15 protein-coding genes are annotated in these 15979 nt (G+C 60.9%); 8 read left to right on the top strand and 7 right to left on the bottom strand.

Annotation, left to right across the window (positions count from 1 at the left end; genetic code table 11):
- Positions 1 to 19: 19 nt before the first annotated feature.
- Positions 20 to 1684, bottom strand: coding sequence for an ABC transporter ATP-binding protein (locus tag NKJ72_RS17850; RefSeq protein ID WP_352478768.1), 1665 nt, complete (start codon positions 1682 to 1684; stop codon positions 20 to 22).
- 769 nt (positions 1685 to 2453) lie between these two features.
- On the opposite strand from NKJ72_RS17850, the gene NKJ72_RS17845 reads away from it, so the two are divergent.
- The 6 genes from NKJ72_RS17845 to NKJ72_RS17820 all read left to right on the top strand — a co-directional run bounded on the left by NKJ72_RS17845 (position 2454) and on the right by NKJ72_RS17820 (position 6834).
- Entirely contained in the window at positions 2454 to 3779 is a 1326-nt protein-coding gene (locus tag NKJ72_RS17845) for an NAD(P)/FAD-dependent oxidoreductase (protein ID WP_352478669.1), read from the top strand.
- An 82-nt stretch (positions 3780 to 3861) separates the two neighbouring features.
- The gene (locus tag NKJ72_RS17840) at positions 3862 to 4935 is read left to right on the top strand and encodes a tartrate dehydrogenase (protein WP_352478667.1); all 1074 of its coding nucleotides are present in this window, start codon (positions 3862 to 3864) and stop codon (positions 4933 to 4935) included.
- 10 nt (positions 4936 to 4945) lie between these two features.
- Positions 4946 to 5422, top strand: coding sequence for an Lrp/AsnC family transcriptional regulator (locus NKJ72_RS17835; RefSeq protein WP_023718597.1), 477 nt, complete (start codon positions 4946 to 4948; stop codon positions 5420 to 5422).
- 236 nt (positions 5423 to 5658) lie between these two features.
- Positions 5659 to 5979, top strand: coding sequence for a nucleotidyltransferase domain-containing protein (locus NKJ72_RS17830; protein ID WP_352478665.1), 321 nt, complete (start codon positions 5659 to 5661; stop codon positions 5977 to 5979).
- Positions 5966 to 6457, top strand: a complete 492-nt coding sequence (locus tag NKJ72_RS17825; RefSeq protein WP_352478663.1) for a ribonuclease toxin HepT-like protein — start codon at positions 5966 to 5968, stop codon at positions 6455 to 6457. Before NKJ72_RS17830 ends, NKJ72_RS17825 begins: the two co-directional genes overlap by 14 nt.
- Positions 6457 to 6834 (top strand): HVO_A0114 family putative DNA-binding protein, encoded by a 378-nt coding sequence (locus NKJ72_RS17820; RefSeq protein WP_352478766.1) that lies wholly within the window; start codon positions 6457 to 6459, stop codon positions 6832 to 6834. The genes NKJ72_RS17825 and NKJ72_RS17820 overlap by 1 nt, the downstream gene beginning before the upstream one ends.
- 193 nt (positions 6835 to 7027) lie before the next feature.
- Here the strand turns inward: NKJ72_RS17820 and NKJ72_RS17815 are convergent, their stop codons facing one another.
- Entirely contained in the window at positions 7028 to 8404 is a 1377-nt protein-coding gene (locus NKJ72_RS17815; protein ID WP_352478661.1) for an aspartate aminotransferase family protein, read from the bottom strand.
- 429 nt (positions 8405 to 8833) lie between these two features.
- On the opposite strand from NKJ72_RS17815, the gene NKJ72_RS17810 reads away from it, so the two are divergent.
- Positions 8834 to 9523: a haloacid dehalogenase type II gene (locus NKJ72_RS17810; RefSeq protein WP_352478660.1), complete on the top strand. Its 690-nt coding sequence runs from the start codon at positions 8834 to 8836 to the stop codon at positions 9521 to 9523.
- 152 nt (positions 9524 to 9675) lie between these two features.
- On the opposite strand, the gene NKJ72_RS17805 is transcribed toward NKJ72_RS17810, so the two are convergent.
- The 5 genes from NKJ72_RS17805 to argE all read right to left on the bottom strand — a co-directional run bounded on the left by NKJ72_RS17805 (position 9676) and on the right by argE (position 14821).
- A complete protein-coding gene (locus tag NKJ72_RS17805) occupies positions 9676 to 11151 on the bottom strand; it encodes an NAD-dependent succinate-semialdehyde dehydrogenase (protein ID WP_352478658.1) in 1476 nt (491 codons plus the stop codon).
- 19 nt (positions 11152 to 11170) lie between these two features.
- Positions 11171 to 12214: a tartrate dehydrogenase gene (locus tag NKJ72_RS17800; protein WP_352478656.1), complete on the bottom strand. Its 1044-nt coding sequence runs from the start codon at positions 12212 to 12214 to the stop codon at positions 11171 to 11173.
- Positions 12215 to 12385: 171 nt separating this feature from the next.
- Positions 12386 to 12742, bottom strand: coding sequence for a cupin domain-containing protein (locus NKJ72_RS17795; protein WP_023678793.1), 357 nt, complete (start codon positions 12740 to 12742; stop codon positions 12386 to 12388).
- 14 nt (positions 12743 to 12756) lie between these two features.
- Positions 12757 to 13680, bottom strand: a complete 924-nt coding sequence (locus NKJ72_RS17790; protein WP_352478654.1) for a 2-hydroxyacid dehydrogenase — start codon at positions 13678 to 13680, stop codon at positions 12757 to 12759.
- A 16-nt stretch (positions 13681 to 13696) separates the two neighbouring features.
- A complete protein-coding gene (argE, locus tag NKJ72_RS17785; RefSeq protein WP_352478652.1) occupies positions 13697 to 14821 on the bottom strand; it encodes an acetylornithine deacetylase in 1125 nt (374 codons plus the stop codon).
- Between the two features lie 234 nt (positions 14822 to 15055).
- On the opposite strand from argE, the gene NKJ72_RS17780 reads away from it, so the two are divergent.
- Positions 15056 to 15934: a GNAT family N-acetyltransferase gene (locus NKJ72_RS17780; protein ID WP_352478650.1), complete on the top strand. Its 879-nt coding sequence runs from the start codon at positions 15056 to 15058 to the stop codon at positions 15932 to 15934.
- The last annotated feature ends 45 nt before the right edge of the window (positions 15935 to 15979 follow it).

The raw sequence follows: 15979 nt of genomic DNA, 5'->3' as shown, positions 1-15979 counted from the left end.
GTTCCTCTCCTGTTATTTCTTATGCGTTTGCTGCTACTGGACCGGCATTGCCCGGCCGCTCTCCTGGAATCGCCGCTACCAGTTGGCGCGTGTAGGCTGCTTGCGGGTTCAGGAATATTTGCGAGGGCGGTCCGCGCTCGACGATCCGGCCCGTCTGCATCACTGCGATTTCGTCGCAGATCTGGCTGGCGACGCGCAGGTCGTGCGTGATGAAGACCATCGACACGCCCGTCTCGCGCTGGATCTGGTCCAGAAGCTGCAGGATCTGCGCCTGGATCGACACGTCGAGTGCGGAGACCGCCTCGTCGGCAATCAACAGCTTCGGCTTGAACATCAGCGCACGAGCGATGCCGATGCGCTGGCGTTGCCCACCCGAGAACTCGTGCGGGTAGCGGCCAAAAGCGCCGGCATCGAGACCGACATGGGCCAGAAGCGCACGCGCTTCATCGCGCGCTTGGACATAAGGCATCCCGTGCGCCAGCGGGCCTACCGTCATGATGTGACCGACCGTCGAGCGTGGGTTCAGAGAAGCGAAGGGATCCTGGAAGATCATCTGGATCCGCGGTCGAAGCGGGCGGAACTTCGCTTCGGAAAGCTTGGCTATGTCACAGCCCTCAAACAAGATCCCGCCGCCGTCACTGTCCAGCAGCTTGATCAGCAGCCGGCCCAGGGACGATTTCCCCGAACCGCTCTCGCCTACGACCCCAAGCGTGCGGCCGGGCGCCAGTTCGAACGAAACCTCGTTGACCGCTGTCACAGTCCGTTGCGCGCCGAACAGCGCGCTGCCACCGCGATAGGTCTTCACCAGACCCTCAACCTTCAGGATCGGCTCCTTGCTGGCAGCGTCCGGACGGGGGCGATCTTCGCCGGTCAAATGCGGTACGGCTGCAATCAGGCGCTGGGTATAAGGGTGCTTGGGCGACTTCAACACCTGCTCGGCGCTGCCTTGTTCGACGACATGACCCTTTTCCATCACCACGACGCTGTCGGCGATCTCGGCCACCACGCCGAAATCGTGGGTGATGAACATCACGCTCATGCCCTTGCGTCGCTGAATGTCACGGATCAGTTGCAGGATCTGAGCCTGGGTGGTGACGTCGAGCGCGGTGGTCGGCTCATCCGCAATCAGCACCGTCGGCTCGAGCGCCAAGGCCATGGCGATCATGACGCGCTGCCGCTGCCCGCCCGAAAGCCGGAACGGGTACTGGTAATACATGAGTTCGGGATCTGGCAGGCCCACTTCAGTGAGCAGTTCGATTGCGCGGTTGCGACAGGTTTGTGGCGTGCCGAAGCCGTGCGCGGCCATGACCTCGTCAATCTGCGCGCCCACCGTCATCAGGGGATTGAGCGCCGAGAGCGGGTCCTGAAAGATCATCGACACGACCCGTCCACGCAGGTTGCGCAGCTTGTCTGGCGACATGCCAACGATGTTCATCCCTTCCAGCTGGATGACACCCGATGAGAGGCGGATCACCTTCGGCAGAAGCCCCATGATCGCGTTCGCCGTCACCGACTTACCCGATCCGGACTCGCCTATGATGCAAAGGATCTGGCCGCGTTTCAGATCGAAGGAAATGTCCTTGACAGCATGGGTCCGTTCCATGCCTTGCGGCAAATTCACTGTGAGGTCGCGCACCGAAAGCGCCACATCGTGGGGGGCCACAGCCTGGATGCTTGCGATCATCGAGATCACCTCCCCTTTCAACCGAGCGCGTCCACCCTGTTGCGGACCGCATCATCGCCCTTTGAGCAGAAGCGCCTCACCGTAGCGGCCGCAGTCCGGCCTTCTCGACGCTTCGCGCGCTGAGGCTGCGAGTGACGGGTTCTGCTCATCCTGGCGGTTCCCTTATGAAATCCGGTCCGTGTACCGGACTCAGTTTCCATTTTCTTGGAGAACTCTCCGAGGGGGCAAGCCTTGCCTGTCGAATGTCCTCTGGAGCCTGCCTGCCAAAAGGAAGGGTTGCTCCGTTCGTGCAGCCAGTTTGACTGTTCTGTTTCCGCAGAGTCTTCGAAACTTCGCCCTCGGGCGGCAGGAACTTCTGAAAAGAACATCCAGTTCGGCATTTCACTCTGTTCCCGTTTCGGCGCGGAAACCGGGATCAGGCAACCATACGGCAATACGTGGCCATGAGGGATAGGACCAAAGATTTCCGGTGTACATCGACACCATTTGCGGGCCATGGCGCCCAAACCGATTGGTGACCGTACGGCCCATCGCAATGTCGGCCAAGGCGCTGCCGATCAAGGTCGACGACTGCGCCGTATGCCGCCCATGCCGCAGACGACGTGACTGCATGAAATGTACTCCAGCTTGCCCACGCAGCGAGCTTTTCGCGCAATAATTGCCTGTCTTGGGGGCTGCTAAACGCAGGAAATTCCGTCCAGGCACAAACTCCGCAGTCTGCCTCTGCGGGCGGCAGGTTAGGATGCTTCAAATTACCGGAGTCCCATCCATGCCCGCGCCGCTCATGCATATCGACTGCAGCCCTTCCCTCCCTCGCGAGGCGGACGTCGTCGTCATCGGCGGCGGGGTGGTGGGCGTGTTCAGCGCTTACTATCTGGCGCGCCGCGGCCTCAAGGTCACCCTGATCGAGAAGGGGCGTATCGCGGCCGAGCAGTCCAGCCGCAACTGGGGCTGGTGCCGCCAGCAGAACCGCGATGCGCGTGAGCTGCCGATGGCGACCAAGAGCCTCGACCTCTGGGAGAAGGTAGCACAGGAGACCGGCCAAGACACCGGCTTTCGCCGCTGCGGGCTCCTCTATCTCTCACAGGACGAAAATGAGCTGGCAGGCTGGGCAAAGTGGCGCGATTTTGCGAGAACGGTCGGCGTCACCACGCACATGCTGAGCGCGGAAGAAGCCACCGAACGGGGCAAAGCGACGGGCCGCAAATGGAAAGGTGGCGTGTTCTCGCCAACCGACGGAACGGCGGACCCTTCCAAGGCAGTGCCGGTTGCGGCGCGCGGCATCATGGCGGCGGGAGGCACCGTACATCAGCACTGCGCGGCGCGCGGGCTGGAATTGAGCGCCGGCCGGGTGAGCGCTGTCGTGACCGAAGCGGGTAGCATCCGGACAAAGACCGTGGTCATGGCCGGGGGCGCGTGGGCTTCTTCCTTCTGCAACCAGCTCGGTGTGCGTTTTCCGCAAGCTGCCGTGCGTCAGTCCATTCTGGCCGTGGCGCCAGGAGCAAACGGCCTGCCAGATGCCCTGCATACCGCTCGCATCTCTCTGACGCGGCGCAGCAACGGTGGATACACGCTGGCGATCAGCGGTCGGGCGCGTGTCGATCCAACGCCGCAACAGTTCAGGTTCAGCCGCGAGTTTGTACCTATGTTCGCCCGCCGCTGGCGCCATCTCGCCCCGGGCGCCTTCGAGGGCTGGCGTCAGGGCCACGAAAGCCTGCGCAAATGGACCCTCGACGACATCACGCCAATGGAACGGAACCGGATTCTCGACCCGAAGCCCGACATGGGGCAGATTCGGCTGACATATCGGAGAGCCTGCGAATTGATCCCCGAACTCCAACGGGTCGCGATCTCCGATGTGTGGGCGGGTTATATCGACAGTACACCCGACGGCATTCCCGCAGTCGGCGAAGTGGAGGGGATTCCGGGCTTCATCCTGGCGGCGGGATTCAGCGGTCACGGCTTCGGGATTGGCCCCGGCGCGGGGCATATGATCGCCGACATCATCACAGGCAGCGAGCCTATTGTCGATCCGCGTCCTTATAGGCCCGAGCGTCTGAAGACCGCTGCGTGGGGCAAGGTCGCTGAATTCTGAGAGGACCGTCTTGCCAAGGTACAATCGGTCGCACACGAGATTGAGGCACGATGCGGCCAGCACCAAAAACAGGGAAGTAACGATGCGCGAATATGAGATTGCCGCCATTCCTGCCGACGGGATCGGGCCAGAGGTCATTGCCGCAGGTCTCCAAGCGCTTGAGGCGCTGCAGCAGCGCTGCGGCGACTTCAAGCTGCGCGTCCAGCAATTCGACTGGGGCTCGGACTACTACAAGGCCCATGGTCGGATGATGCCCGAAGATGGCGTGGCGCAACTGAAGCGCTTCGACGCCATCTTCTTTGGCGCGGTAGGCGCTCCCGACCTGCCCGACGATATCACGCTCTGGGGCCTCCGGCTGCCGATTTGCCAAGGCTTCGATCAATACGCGAACGTGCGGCCGACAAGAATATTGCCCGGGATCGTTTCTCCGCTGGCGGGTGTTGGCCCTGGCGATCTGGATTGGGTGATCGTGCGGGAGAATTCCGAGGGCGAGTATTCGGGCCACGGCGGCCGCGCCCATCGCGGCCTCCCCGAGGAGGTCGGAACCGAGGTCGCGATCTTCACGCGCGTCGGCGTCACCCGCATCATGCGCTATGCATTCCGGCTGGCGCAGTCACGGCCGCGAAAGCTCCTGACCGTGGTTACGAAATCCAACGCTCAGCGTCACGGCATGGTAATGTGGGACGAAATCGCAGCCGAGGTGGCGCAAGAGTTCCCTGACGTCGCGTGGGACAAGATGCTAGTCGATGCTATGACAGTGCGTATGACGTTGAAACCTCGGAGCCTCGATACGATCGTCGCCACCAATCTTCACGCCGACATATTGTCGGACCTTGCAGGCGCGCTCGCGGGCAGTCTCGGCGTTGCACCGACCGCCAACATTGATCCCCAGCGTCGCTATCCCTCGATGTTCGAGCCAATTCACGGCTCGGCATTCGACATCGCCGGCAAGGGTCTTGCCAACCCGGTCGCCACCTTCTGGACCGCTGCCCAGATGCTCGAACATCTGGGCGAGAGCGCAGCGGCCGTGCGGTTGATGAGCGCTGTGGAAACGGTGACGAGTGAAGGCGTGCTGACGCCGGACGTGGGAGGGACAGCGACCACGCAGGGAGTGACGGACGCCGTCTGCCGAGCGATCCGCGGTTCGAACATGTGACAGGTTTCCAATGAAGCTCGACAAGATCGACATCAAGATCTTATCCCAACTGCAAAAGAACGGGCGAGTCACGAATGTCGAGCTTGCCGACCTTGTCAACCTTTCGCCGAGCCCTTGCCTGATGCGGGTGAAGAAGCTTCAGGCGGAAGGCTTCATCACCGGCTATTCCGCCCAGATCGATGTGTCCAAGCTCGGACAGACTCTAACGATCTTCACCGAAGTCACGCTCAAGCACCATCAACAGAACGACTTCGCGAGATTTCTCACCGCTATTCAGAAAGTCGATTCTGTCATCGAATGCCATCTGGTGTCAGGCGGTTACGACTATCTTGTGAAGTTTGTCACAGCAGGCATCAGCGAGTACCAGACGATTATGGAGCGCATGATCGAATTGGATATCGGAATCGACAAATATTTCAGCTTCGTCGTGCTGAAGTCACCGATCGTGAAATCCCATTTGCCTCTCGACATCATTTTCGACAAATGAGAAGGCAGCTCCGGCTCGGTCCTCAAGCGGCGGGCGCTCGTGCCAAGCTCCATCTTGTTGCGCGCGGCATTTGTCGAATGACGATGTCCACGTTTCGGGTGAGGCCGTCATTGCCACTCGCCTGTCGTCAAATGGCCTGAATATGAATGATGTATAGGCAGGTAGCGCGCACAGCTTGCGGAGTTGCGACAATCTCGCCTCGGGTCACAGTTGGAGCAAAGGCAACAGGCGAAAAGATGAACAAGATTGACACTTTGATCCACCGAAGAGCTGACGATCGCCGGATGACTGCGCAAGCCTGTGTATCGCGTATTCTCCGGAACGCCAAAGCCCGCGGCGTCGATATCTCTGTTGTCGGATCCCTCGCGAAAAACCGTTTCCGCGTCCACTCTGACGTAGATCTGCTGGTGCACGGACGCACTGATCCGGCGCGCCGGGCCATGGTAGAGCGCTTGGTCGCAGACCAGCTTCGGGGAACGAACATTCCTTATGACCTGATCTTTGCCTCAGACGTTTCGTCCGAACGAGTGCAGGAATTGCTTAATGACAGCGTTTAAGCATCCGGCATTCGCAAAACTGTCGCCAAAAATCGAGCGCGCTGCGAAGGAACTGCAGCAAATCGAGGAATATCTTGCGGCTCATCGGAGTGAGCTGTCACTCGGCGAATGGGGCGCGGTCGCAGCAGTTTCGCTGGGAGTCCACAATGTCTACAACAGCATCGAGGACATCCTGCTCAGCCTCTCCAACGACATAGACGGCCTCGTTCCCCAAGGGCCTACGATGCACCAGGACGTGCTCGATCAGATGTCGGCGGAAATTGCAGGCATCCGGCCGGCTGTGCTCGACCCCGAGCTTTATCAGTCCTTGAGTGAGTTACACGGATTCCGTCACTTGGTGAGGCATCGGTACGGTTTTGACCTGAAAACCGACAAGGTCCAGGAAAGCCTCGACAGGGTAAAAGAGGCATTTCCGTCTTTCCTCGAGGCCATTGTTTACTTGGAAACCTCTTACTTAGGAAAACACGCACGACAGTGATGGCGGCGGCGACGGTTCAGGAGGCCGGGCATCTGGTGGTCCCTGAACCAATGGCTCAGTCGTGTGCGCCGGAAGAGATTCTGCGGGCGTTGACCCCTGAGAATTGTCGGCTGGTGGCGCTGATGCATCGGTATCGACCGCAAAGCATCACGGAGCTGTGCAGGTTGGCGGCGCGTCCGCAGCCGAACGTATCCCGCTCCTTGGCGGCCCTTGAGCGGGCGGGAATTGTCTCAATGGCGGGCTCCAGGCCGAAGAGACCCGAACTCGCCGTGCAACGAGTCACGACCGACCTCGCTGAGCTTCAGCGTGGCCGATGCGAGGTCGACGATTCGTGGAGACAAATCGCCCGACCATCATCTTTGCTGCGCGATGGGTGACAGGGGCAAAAGTCGATCAGTGGGTGCGCCGCTGACCAGGTTTGGCAAGTGGCGGACGTGAAGCCTCGGTGACGGCGAGCCAAGCGTTCGTACAACGGAGAAAGAAGCGTCTGGGCTGATACTTAGGCCGGGACACATGCGAAAGACCCGGACGGCGTGAGTTTAGCCCTGGTCAATGCAATGCGCCCGCTGATCATGCCTTCATCGCTGCCCGCACATCCTTATCTTCGAGGGTTTGGTCCAGCGTCATCCGCGTGCGTTCGAGGATTCCATCAATATCGTCGTCGGTGCAGCAGAGCGGCGGCGCAAAGCCGAGGATGCCGCTGTTGAAGGCACGGACGACAAGGCCGTTTGCCCACGCGCGCTCGAAGATGCGGCGCCCCGGATCGGCCGCCGCCGGCAGCGGTGTCTTGCGTGCCTTGTCGGTGACCAACTCGATTGCTGCCAGCATGCCGCGACCGCGAATGTCGCCAACCAGCGGGTGGTCGGCGAGCGAGCGAAGGCCTTCCATCAACCGCTTCCCCACCTTCCGCCCATTCTCGAGCAGGCCATCTTCATAGAGACGCAGACATTCGAGCCCGACCGCCGCGCTCACGGGATGGGCCGAATAGGTATAGCCATGGCCGACAGCCGCTTTGCCGGCTCCGTCCGCGATCGTATTGTACACATGGTCCGACATGAAGACGGCGCCCATCGGCACGTAGCCCGAGGTCAGTCCCTTCGCCGTGGTCATGAAATCCGGCACGACCTCGTCTTCCTCACAGGCGAAGAGAGGGCCTGTGCGGCCAAAGGCAGTGATAACTTCGTCGGCAATGAACAGGATGTCGTGTTCCTTGCACACGGCGTGCAGAGCCTTCAGCCAACCTGTCGGTGGAACGAGGACACCGCCCGAACCCTGGATTGGTTCGGCGTAGAAGGCCGCAACGCGGCCCGCGCCGAGTTCTGCAATTTTGGCCCGCAGGGCCGCGACCGATGCGCCGATGATCGCCTGCGGATCGGAACCGACCGGATTGCGATAGGCGTAGTGCGAGGGAATCTTGTGCTGCCAGTCGTAAGGCACGCCGAAACCCGCGTGAAAAGCCGGGATCGCGGTCAGACCTGACCCTGCCGTCGAGGATCCATGGTAGCCGTGCTCCACCGAGATGAACTGGTCCTTTTGCGGCGTACCCTTGGCATGGTAGTAATAGCGAATGAAGCGGATCGTACTGTCGACCGCGTCGGAGCCGCCAAGCGTGAAATAGACATGGTTCAAATTGCCGGGCGCCAGCTCGGCAAGCCTGGCAGCAAGGCGAATGGCAGGCTCGGATCCGAGCCCGAAATATCCCGTCGCATAGGGAAGCTCTCTTAGCTGCTTTGCCGCTGCTTCAATGACGCTTTCCTGGCCATATCCGATATTTACACACCATAGACCGGCGAATCCGTCCAGCAGGGTTTTCCCGCTTGCATCGGTCACGGTTGCGCCTTTGGCGGATTTGAGCACCCGCACGCCCGTCTCCTCGTGGCTTCGATAGCATGAAAACGGGTGAACCAGATGTGCGCGATCGAGTTCGATCAGTGAGTTTGCCAGCATTGCTTCCTCCGATTCAGCTTGGGACCTGACTGACGAGAGCGTAAGTCCGGTGTGGTGCGGTTTCGTCCTTCAGCTCGTTTTCCAGCGTGATCTGCTGCGCGGTCATGGTTCATTTCGGGCCTGAATTCGCATAGGCCGAAGATAGCCCGCCGCGGGCAGCAGTTCCTCCCGACCAGAACCTGAGCGATGGGCGTTTTGACTTTCCTTTGTCGCCGGCGCCGCATCTTATGCCGACGCACGGCAGAAGGATCGCGCTCCCGCCGAAGCTCGAAACGAACTCAGGCGCAACTCTCTGCCAAAGCTCTCACGCAATACAAAACAATCTGCTTCAGGGCGCATCGAATGCGGCCACTAGTCTTCTCCGGTCCTCATTATGATCCTTGCTGTTAAAGGCACGCGGTGCCGACAGGATTGGAAGGATCGACGCCCATGACCCAGTTCAGACCGAAATACATCACCTTCGACTGCTATGGTACGCTGACCAACTTCGACATGGCCGGTGCGGCGAGACGCGTATACGGCGCGCAGCTCTCCCCAGCTGGGATGGCGCAGTTCATCAAGGATTTCTCGGCCTATCGCCTCGACGAGGTTCTTGGCGCCTGGAAGCCGTACAGCGAGGTCGTGCACAATTCCGTGGAACGGACCTGCAAGCGCAACGGCGTCGCATTCCGGCCCGAAGATGCCCAGCGCATCTATGCGGAAGTGCCGACATGGGGTCCGCACCCGGATGTCCCGGCGGGCCTGGCCAAGGTCGCCAAGGAGATTCCGCTGGTGATCCTGTCGAACTCCATGAAGAGCCTGATCATGTCGAATGTGGAGAAACTCGGCGCACCCTTTCACATGGTCATCACGGCCGAGGAGACCGGCGCCTACAAGCCCCAGATGAAGGGCTTCGAATATATGTTCGAGAAGCTAGGCTGCGGCCCGGAGGACATCACACATGTGTCGTCTTCATTCCGCTACGATCTCATGACGGCCTATGATCTTGGCATCAAGAGCAAGGTCTGGGTGAACCGCGGCCATGAACCTGCGAACCCCTTCTACGAATATACCGAAATCAAGGATATCGGCGGTCTGGCTGGCGCCGTCGGGCTGGAGCCTGTTCGGGAATTCGCCTGAACTTTGTTTGCTGGCGCAGTCGCACCAGGCTGAGGCACTCCCAGACGTTAATAATCACTGGTCGCGATAGAGAAAGGGGCGGTTTTCACCGCCCCTTTCTTGTGATTCCAACGCTTTAGGGCTGCAGGTATTTCCACCGGCATGCAAGATATCTAGTTAAGCCCGCCAACATGAAGCGCCTTGACCTCGAGATATTCCTCGATGCCGAGCTGCGATCCTTCGCGCCCCACTCCCGACTGCTTGACACCGCCGAAAGGCGCAACCTCGGTCGAGATCATGCCTGTGTTGAGCCCGACCATACCGAACTCCAGTGCCTCGGCAACACGCCATGAGCGCTTGAGGTTGTCGGTGTAGAAGTAGGCGGCAAGGCCGAACGGCGTACCGTTCGCGATGGCGATGGCCTCTTCCTCCGTCTCGAAGCGAAAAAGCGGTGCCACCGGACCGAACGTCTCTTCCGATGCCAGGAGCATATCGGTAGTAGCCTCTCCCAGCACGACGGGCCGTGCATATTGCTTGCCCTCCGGCACCGTCTCGCTTTGGGCGATGATCTGCGCACCCTTCGCCTGAGCATCGGCGATGTGACGCCCGATTTTGTCGATCGCGGCCGCGTTGATCATCGGGCCGATCTCAGTGCCCTCGTCGGTCCCTGCGCCAACCTTCATCCGCGTGACGCGCTGGCTCAGCTTTTCGGCGAAAGCGTCGTAAACGCCTTCCTGCACAAGAATCCGGTTCGCGCAGACGCAGGTTTGACCGCCATTGCGGAACTTGGATGCGATCACCCCTTCAACTGCCTTATCCAGATCGGCGTCGTCAAAGACGATAAAGGGTGCGTTGCCGCCAAGCTCCAGGCTCAGCCGCTTGATGGTATCGGACGCGCCGCGCATGAGCAGCGCACCGACGCGGGTCGAACCGGTGAACGAGATCTTGCGCACCGTCTGATTTGCCATCAGTTCGTTGCCGATTTCGACGGGCATGCCGGTCACAATGTTGATCACGCCTGCAGGGATACCTGCCCGTTCCGCCAGAACGCCGAGCGCCAGCGCCGAGAATGGCGTAAATTCCGACGGCTTGATGACAACCGCACAACCTGCGGCCAGCGCCGGTGCTACTTTGCGTGCGATCATCGCGTTGGGGAAATTCCACGGCGTGATGATGGCGCAGACGCCGACGGGTTCTTTCAGCACCAGAATGCGGCGATCGGCCGTGGGTGAGGGAATGGTCGAGCCACCGATCCGGCGCGCTTCTTCGGCGAACCATTTCACAAAAGATGCGCCATAGCGGATTTCCGCCAACGCCTCGGCAAGCGGCTTGCCCTGTTCCAGCGTCAGCAGGAGCGCGAGATCCTGTTCGTGCTGGCGGATGAGGTCGTGCCAGCGCTCCAGAAATCCTGCACGCTCGGCATGCGTCCTTTTCTTCCAGCCTTTGAAGGCCTCGGCCGCGGCATGGATTGCCGCTCTCGTCTCGTTCTCCCCCATTGCGGGAACGGTGCCGAGAACACTTTGGCTGGCAGGGTCAACGACATCGACCGCGCCCTTCGTTTCCGCATCCTGCCAGACACCGCCAATCAGCGCCTGCTGGCGAAAAAGGTCGGAGTCGTTGAACATGCCAATCTTCGTCATCGCATTCATGGTCTTTCCTCTGCCCCTTTCAGCTTAATCCTGCCAGCACGGCCTGCGTGATTGTTTCAGTCCTGTCCTTGCCTGCGATCGTGCCAATCCCCCGCGCGGTTGCGGACTCGATTGCCGACATCACTTGCGCCGCAGCGTGCCCCTCGCCCAGATGCTCGAGCATCATGGCACCGGACCAGATCGCGGCGATCGGATTGGCGACGCCGAGATGCGCGATGTCGGGCGCCGAACCATGGACCGGTTCGAACATGGAAGGCACGCTGCGATCGGGATTGATATTGGCGGAAGCGGCGTAACCCAGCCCTCCCTGAATGGCCGCTCCAATATCGGTGAGGATGTCGCCGAAAAGGTTCGATGCGACGATTACGTCGAGGCTTTCCGGCACCAGGACCATGCGGGCGGCAATGGCGTCGATGTGGTAGTGGGAGACCTCCACATCGGCATAGTCTTTCGCCACCTCGCGCGTGACCTCATCCCAGAAAACCATGGAGTGTTTCTGCGCGTTGGATTTGGTGACAGATGCGAGCTTCTTGCGACGCGCCCGCGCCTGTTCGAAACCGAAACGGATGATCCGTTCGACACCCGTACGCGTGAAGATCGCAGTCTCAACCGCGACCTCATCGGCCGTGCCGGAATGAACGCGCCCACCGGCGCCGGAATATTCGCCTTCCGTATTCTCGCGGATGCACAGGATATCGAAACCATCGGAGCGGAGGGGCCCCTGAACGCCCGGCAACAGCCGGTGCGGTCGTATGTTGGCGTACTGCGTGAAGCCTTTCCGGATCGGCAGGAGCAGTCCGTGAAGCGATACTGAGTCGGGCACTTCCGCGGACCAGCCCACAGCGCCGAGATAGATCGCATCGAATTTTCGAAGTGTATCGATGCCGTCTGACGGCATCATTGCACCGGTCTCCAGGTAGTAGGCGCACGACCACGGGAATCTTGTGTCATCAAGCACGAAACCGCCCTGCTTAGCCGCCGCCTGCAGCACCTGCCATGCCGCCTGCGTCACGTCCTTGCCGATGCCGTCGCCGGGGATCAGCGCTATCTTGTAGGTCTTCATTGGTGGAGGTCCTCATTCGCACTGGCGTGACCGGAACAGTAGTCGACCGCCTGCCGCATTTTCCGTCGAGGTTGATGCCTCCGACGGCGTCGAATCGCGTCAGGCGGAACCTGGAAAGCCGATTGTTCTGGAACCGCCGCGCGCTATTCGGCCGGACCTTGAGCACTGAACTCAGTCATAAACGCAGACGTAGATCTTGCGCACGGTCTCGATCGTGCGCCAGACGCCGACGAAACCGGGTTTCATCACGAAACTGTCGCCGGCGCGGTAAGTCTTGGTCTCACCGCCCTTCTCCTCGATTTCGACGAGACCCGAAACGATATGGCAGAACTCGTAGATAGTGCCCTTGATCGAATGCGTCTCGCCGGGCGTCGCCTCCCAGACGCCGGTCAGAACCTTCTCACCTTTCGAGGCATCCTGCGCCCAGGTCTTGAAGGATGGATTGCCCGAAATGAGCCGCTCCGGAGCCGGTAATGCCTCCTTCGGCGCGAAGTCTGGAACTGTGTCGATCGTGATCAGAAGTGACATGTGATGTTTCCTTGTTAGTAGCCGAGTGTCCGATCGACGAGGCCGATCAGTTCTTCTCCGGCGCGGTGGCGCCGGATGTTGTCGACGACGGATTGTGCCGCCGTCTGCGGTTGCGTCACCGAGGCGATGTGCGGCGTTATCATCACCTTCGGATGCGACCACAGCGGATGGTCTTCCGGAAGCGGTTCTGGATCGGTGACATCAAGCATCGCCGCAGATACGTGACCGGTGTCGAGCGCATCGATCAGCGCCGTCTGGTCCAGTTGCGGACCCCTGCCGACATGCAGCAGCTGCGCCCCGGCGGGCAGTAAGTCGAAGAACTCCGCATCGAGCATGCCGTGCGTTTGTTCCGTGAGCGGGAGCAGGCAGACGAGAATATCCGTCCGCTTCAGAAAGCCCGCGAGTTGATCCGGGCCATGAAAGCAGGCGACGTCCTCGATCCGCTTTTCGCTGCGGCTCCACCCGACAAGCTGAAACTGGAAGGGCCTCAAACGCTCGATAGCCGCCTGCGCCAGCATGCCAAGGCCGAGAAAGCCAACCCGGCGTTCGGCCGCCTGTCGAGCGGCAATCGGTTTCCACAAGCACTTTTTCTGCTGCTCAAGATAGGCGGGCATCTCGCGGTGGAGCGCCAACACGCCGAGCGCGACGTATTCCTGCATCATGCGTATGATGCCGTCCTCGACCATGCGTACAAGCTTCACATGGCTTGGCACCACGTCCTGCTTGAACTGGTCGACGCCCGCGCCGATGGAAAACAGCACTTCCAGATTGCGGTAGCGCGAGATCTCGTCCGGCACCGTCCAGGTGATGAGATAGCGCACCTTCTCCGGCTCCATCTCATCTCCGGAATGGAAGAATTCCAGATCCGGGAGCTCGCGCGCGAATATCTCGCGGAAGATCGCAGCACGCGCCGCATCGGAATTGAAAAGAAACGCCATGGCGACCGCCCTTCCTTCAGGCCGCAAGACGCGCGCCGAGCCCCTCGATCATCTTCCGGCAAGCGGCGAGTTCACCGATCTCGATATACTCATTGGGACGATGGGCACGGCCGATGTCGCCAGGACCGCAAATGATCGCGTCGATGCCGGCCTGCTGGTAAAGCCCGGCCTCCGTGCCGAAGCTGACGGCTGTGAGCGGCTCCTGCCCGGTCAGCTCGGTCAGAACGGCCGCTAGCGCGCTCCCGTTGGCGGGCGCAAGGGCGGGATAGGTGCTCAACTCATGCCACGCCACATCGAAGCCGCTGTCTCGCAGAGCGAAAAGCCGGGCCTTGACCGGCTCAAGCAGGGAGGCAGGAGAAACGCCGGGCACGGCGCGCGCCTCGATATCGGCTGTGCAGTGGCCAGGGATGATGTTGACCGCCTGTCCACCGGCGATCACGCCCACCTGCAAGGAAGAATATGGGGGCTCGAAATTTTCATCGAGCGGCCCGTCGGCGAGGGATTGGCCGTACGCCACGGCGTTCGCGATGACGCTGGCCATGGCGTGCACAGCATTGAGTCCGAGATCGGGGCGTGAGGAATGGCCGGATCGCCCCATCACCTCGAGCCGCGCGGCGGCCTTCCCCTTGTGCGCGCGCACAGGCTGCATCCGGCTCGGCTCGCCGATAATGGCGCCAAGCGGCCTCTCGCATAAGCTCGGCAACGCGGCCAGGAGATGCGGCACACCACGGCACCCCGCCTCTTCGTCATAGGAGAATGCGAGATGAGCTGGCTGCCGCAGGTTCATCGCCGCAAGTCCTGGGAGCGCGGCCAATGCGCAGGCGAGGAAGCCCTTCATGTCGGTGGTGCCGCGGCCGTATAGCCTGCCGCCCTCTCCGCGCAGGACGAACGGATCCGAGCTCCATTCCGGCTCGCCGGCCGGCACGACATCCATATGTCCGGAGATGATGTAGCCCCGACCCTGGCGCGGGCCGATCGTCACGAAGAGATTGGACCGGTCACCCTCGGGACCGGGCAGAACCGTCACCTCGGCTCCGGCTGCCTGACAGTAGTCGCGGATCCAATCGACGATCGCGCGGTTTGGCGTGCCCACAACAGAGGGAAATCCAATCAGCGTCGCGAGGATTTCTTCCACGTTCATGGCGGTCCGCTCTAATCGCACATTATCACCGGGTGCAATCAGCGTATCCGCAGGCAGCAGAGTTCCCTGCCGAATTGCGTCATGCTTTGGCCGAAGATTGCGAAAAAGCACCTCGAACCAGCGAAACCTGCTGGCTTTCCCGTATAATGCTACGGCAAAAGAGGCATGTCGCGATGGCGATCGATCACAACGTCACACCGCGTGCCTTGCGCATTTGTTGAAGGATCGACTGAGATGCAGAGATCAGTACGCCTGAAATCCTTCGAACTGGCCGCGCGGGACATCAATGATGTCGACGTTGAGCTGCTGCACGCGCTCTCGATCTCAGTCCGCTGGCCTCATCGGCCGAAGGATTGGAACCTACTGCGTCGCGCCGGCCAGGGCATCGTTGCCGTTGATGGTATTGGACGCGTTTTCGGCAGCGCGATGTGGTTTCCTCACGGGGACGATTTCGCCACCATCGGCGTAGTGATCACAACGCCCCGCACGCAAGCGCAAGGAGGCGGCCGGTGGCTCATGGAGCTAGTTCTCGAGCAGTGCGGCGATCGCAACTTGGCACTCAATGCTACCCATGCTGCCTATCCTCTTTATGTCTCACTCGGTTTCACGACCGAGGCGACTGTATACATGCGCCAGGGGGAAGTGCCACCGATCCTCCCAACAGTGCCGTCCCTGGACGGTCAATTGCAGGCGCTGTCGAGCGACAGGCTGAGGGAGATCACGGCGCTGGACACCCGCGCGTTTGGGACAAACCGCGAGAGGCTGCTCACGTTGCTCGCGGCCGATGCCTCAATCTGCACTTTGAGCCGCGGCAGCGAGATCGTCGGCTATTCCATGTGTCGCGAGTTCGGGCGTGGTCACGTGATCGGCCCGATGGTCGCGCGAAACGATCTCGACGCGGTCCATCTTACAGCCGTGCATCTGAAGGGACTGGCAGGACGATTTGCCCGCGTCGACACCCGCGAGAAGGGTGGCGTGTTTGCCGCGTTTCTCCAGCAGTGCGGCCTCGGCATTGCCGAGACCGTTACGACCATGTCCAAGGGGCGCCGCTTTCTGAACCGGGAAGACAATGGGCCTTGGGTCTATGGATTGGCCGGCCACGCCTTGAGTTGAATGCAAGCACGCTGTCGCCTTCAATCAGCGGTCAGAGGACCAGGT

The organism is Mesorhizobium sp. M0045, assembly GCF_040323385.1.
Taxonomy (GTDB): Bacteria; Pseudomonadota; Alphaproteobacteria; order Rhizobiales; family Rhizobiaceae; genus Mesorhizobium.
Note: the sequence above shows the minus strand (reverse complement) of the source record. Positions and strands in the feature narration are given on the sequence as shown.

What these genes read in the sequence shown, in the direction of transcription:
- NKJ72_RS17835 (WP_023718597.1), top strand. Translation starts at nt 4,946, where the DNA reads ATGAAGCTCGACAAGATCGACATCAAGATCTTATCCCAACTGCAAAAG.
- NKJ72_RS17795 (WP_023678793.1), bottom strand. Translation starts at nt 12,742, where the DNA reads ATGTCACTTCTGATCACGATCGACACAGTTCCAGACTTCGCGCCGAAG.
- NKJ72_RS17805 (WP_352478658.1), bottom strand. Translation starts at nt 11,151, where the DNA reads ATGAATGCGATGACGAAGATTGGCATGTTCAACGACTCCGACCTTTTT.
- NKJ72_RS17850 (WP_352478768.1), bottom strand. Translation starts at nt 1,684, where the DNA reads ATGATCGCAAGCATCCAGGCTGTGGCCCCCCACGATGTGGCGCTTTCG.
- NKJ72_RS17810 (WP_352478660.1), top strand. Translation starts at nt 8,834, where the DNA reads ATGACCCAGTTCAGACCGAAATACATCACCTTCGACTGCTATGGTACG.
- NKJ72_RS17820 (WP_352478766.1), top strand. Translation starts at nt 6,457, where the DNA reads ATGGCGGCGGCGACGGTTCAGGAGGCCGGGCATCTGGTGGTCCCTGAA.
- argE (WP_352478652.1), bottom strand. Translation starts at nt 14,821, where the DNA reads ATGAACGTGGAAGAAATCCTCGCGACGCTGATTGGATTTCCCTCTGTT.
- NKJ72_RS17830 (WP_352478665.1), top strand. Translation starts at nt 5,659, where the DNA reads ATGAACAAGATTGACACTTTGATCCACCGAAGAGCTGACGATCGCCGG.
- NKJ72_RS17790 (WP_352478654.1), bottom strand. Translation starts at nt 13,680, where the DNA reads ATGGCGTTTCTTTTCAATTCCGATGCGGCGCGTGCTGCGATCTTCCGC.
- NKJ72_RS17800 (WP_352478656.1), bottom strand. Translation starts at nt 12,214, where the DNA reads ATGAAGACCTACAAGATAGCGCTGATCCCCGGCGACGGCATCGGCAAG.
- NKJ72_RS17845 (WP_352478669.1), top strand. Translation starts at nt 2,454, where the DNA reads ATGCCCGCGCCGCTCATGCATATCGACTGCAGCCCTTCCCTCCCTCGC.
- NKJ72_RS17815 (WP_352478661.1), bottom strand. Translation starts at nt 8,404, where the DNA reads ATGCTGGCAAACTCACTGATCGAACTCGATCGCGCACATCTGGTTCAC.
- NKJ72_RS17825 (WP_352478663.1), top strand. Translation starts at nt 5,966, where the DNA reads ATGACAGCGTTTAAGCATCCGGCATTCGCAAAACTGTCGCCAAAAATC.
- NKJ72_RS17780 (WP_352478650.1), top strand. Translation starts at nt 15,056, where the DNA reads ATGCAGAGATCAGTACGCCTGAAATCCTTCGAACTGGCCGCGCGGGAC.
- NKJ72_RS17840 (WP_352478667.1), top strand. Translation starts at nt 3,862, where the DNA reads ATGCGCGAATATGAGATTGCCGCCATTCCTGCCGACGGGATCGGGCCA.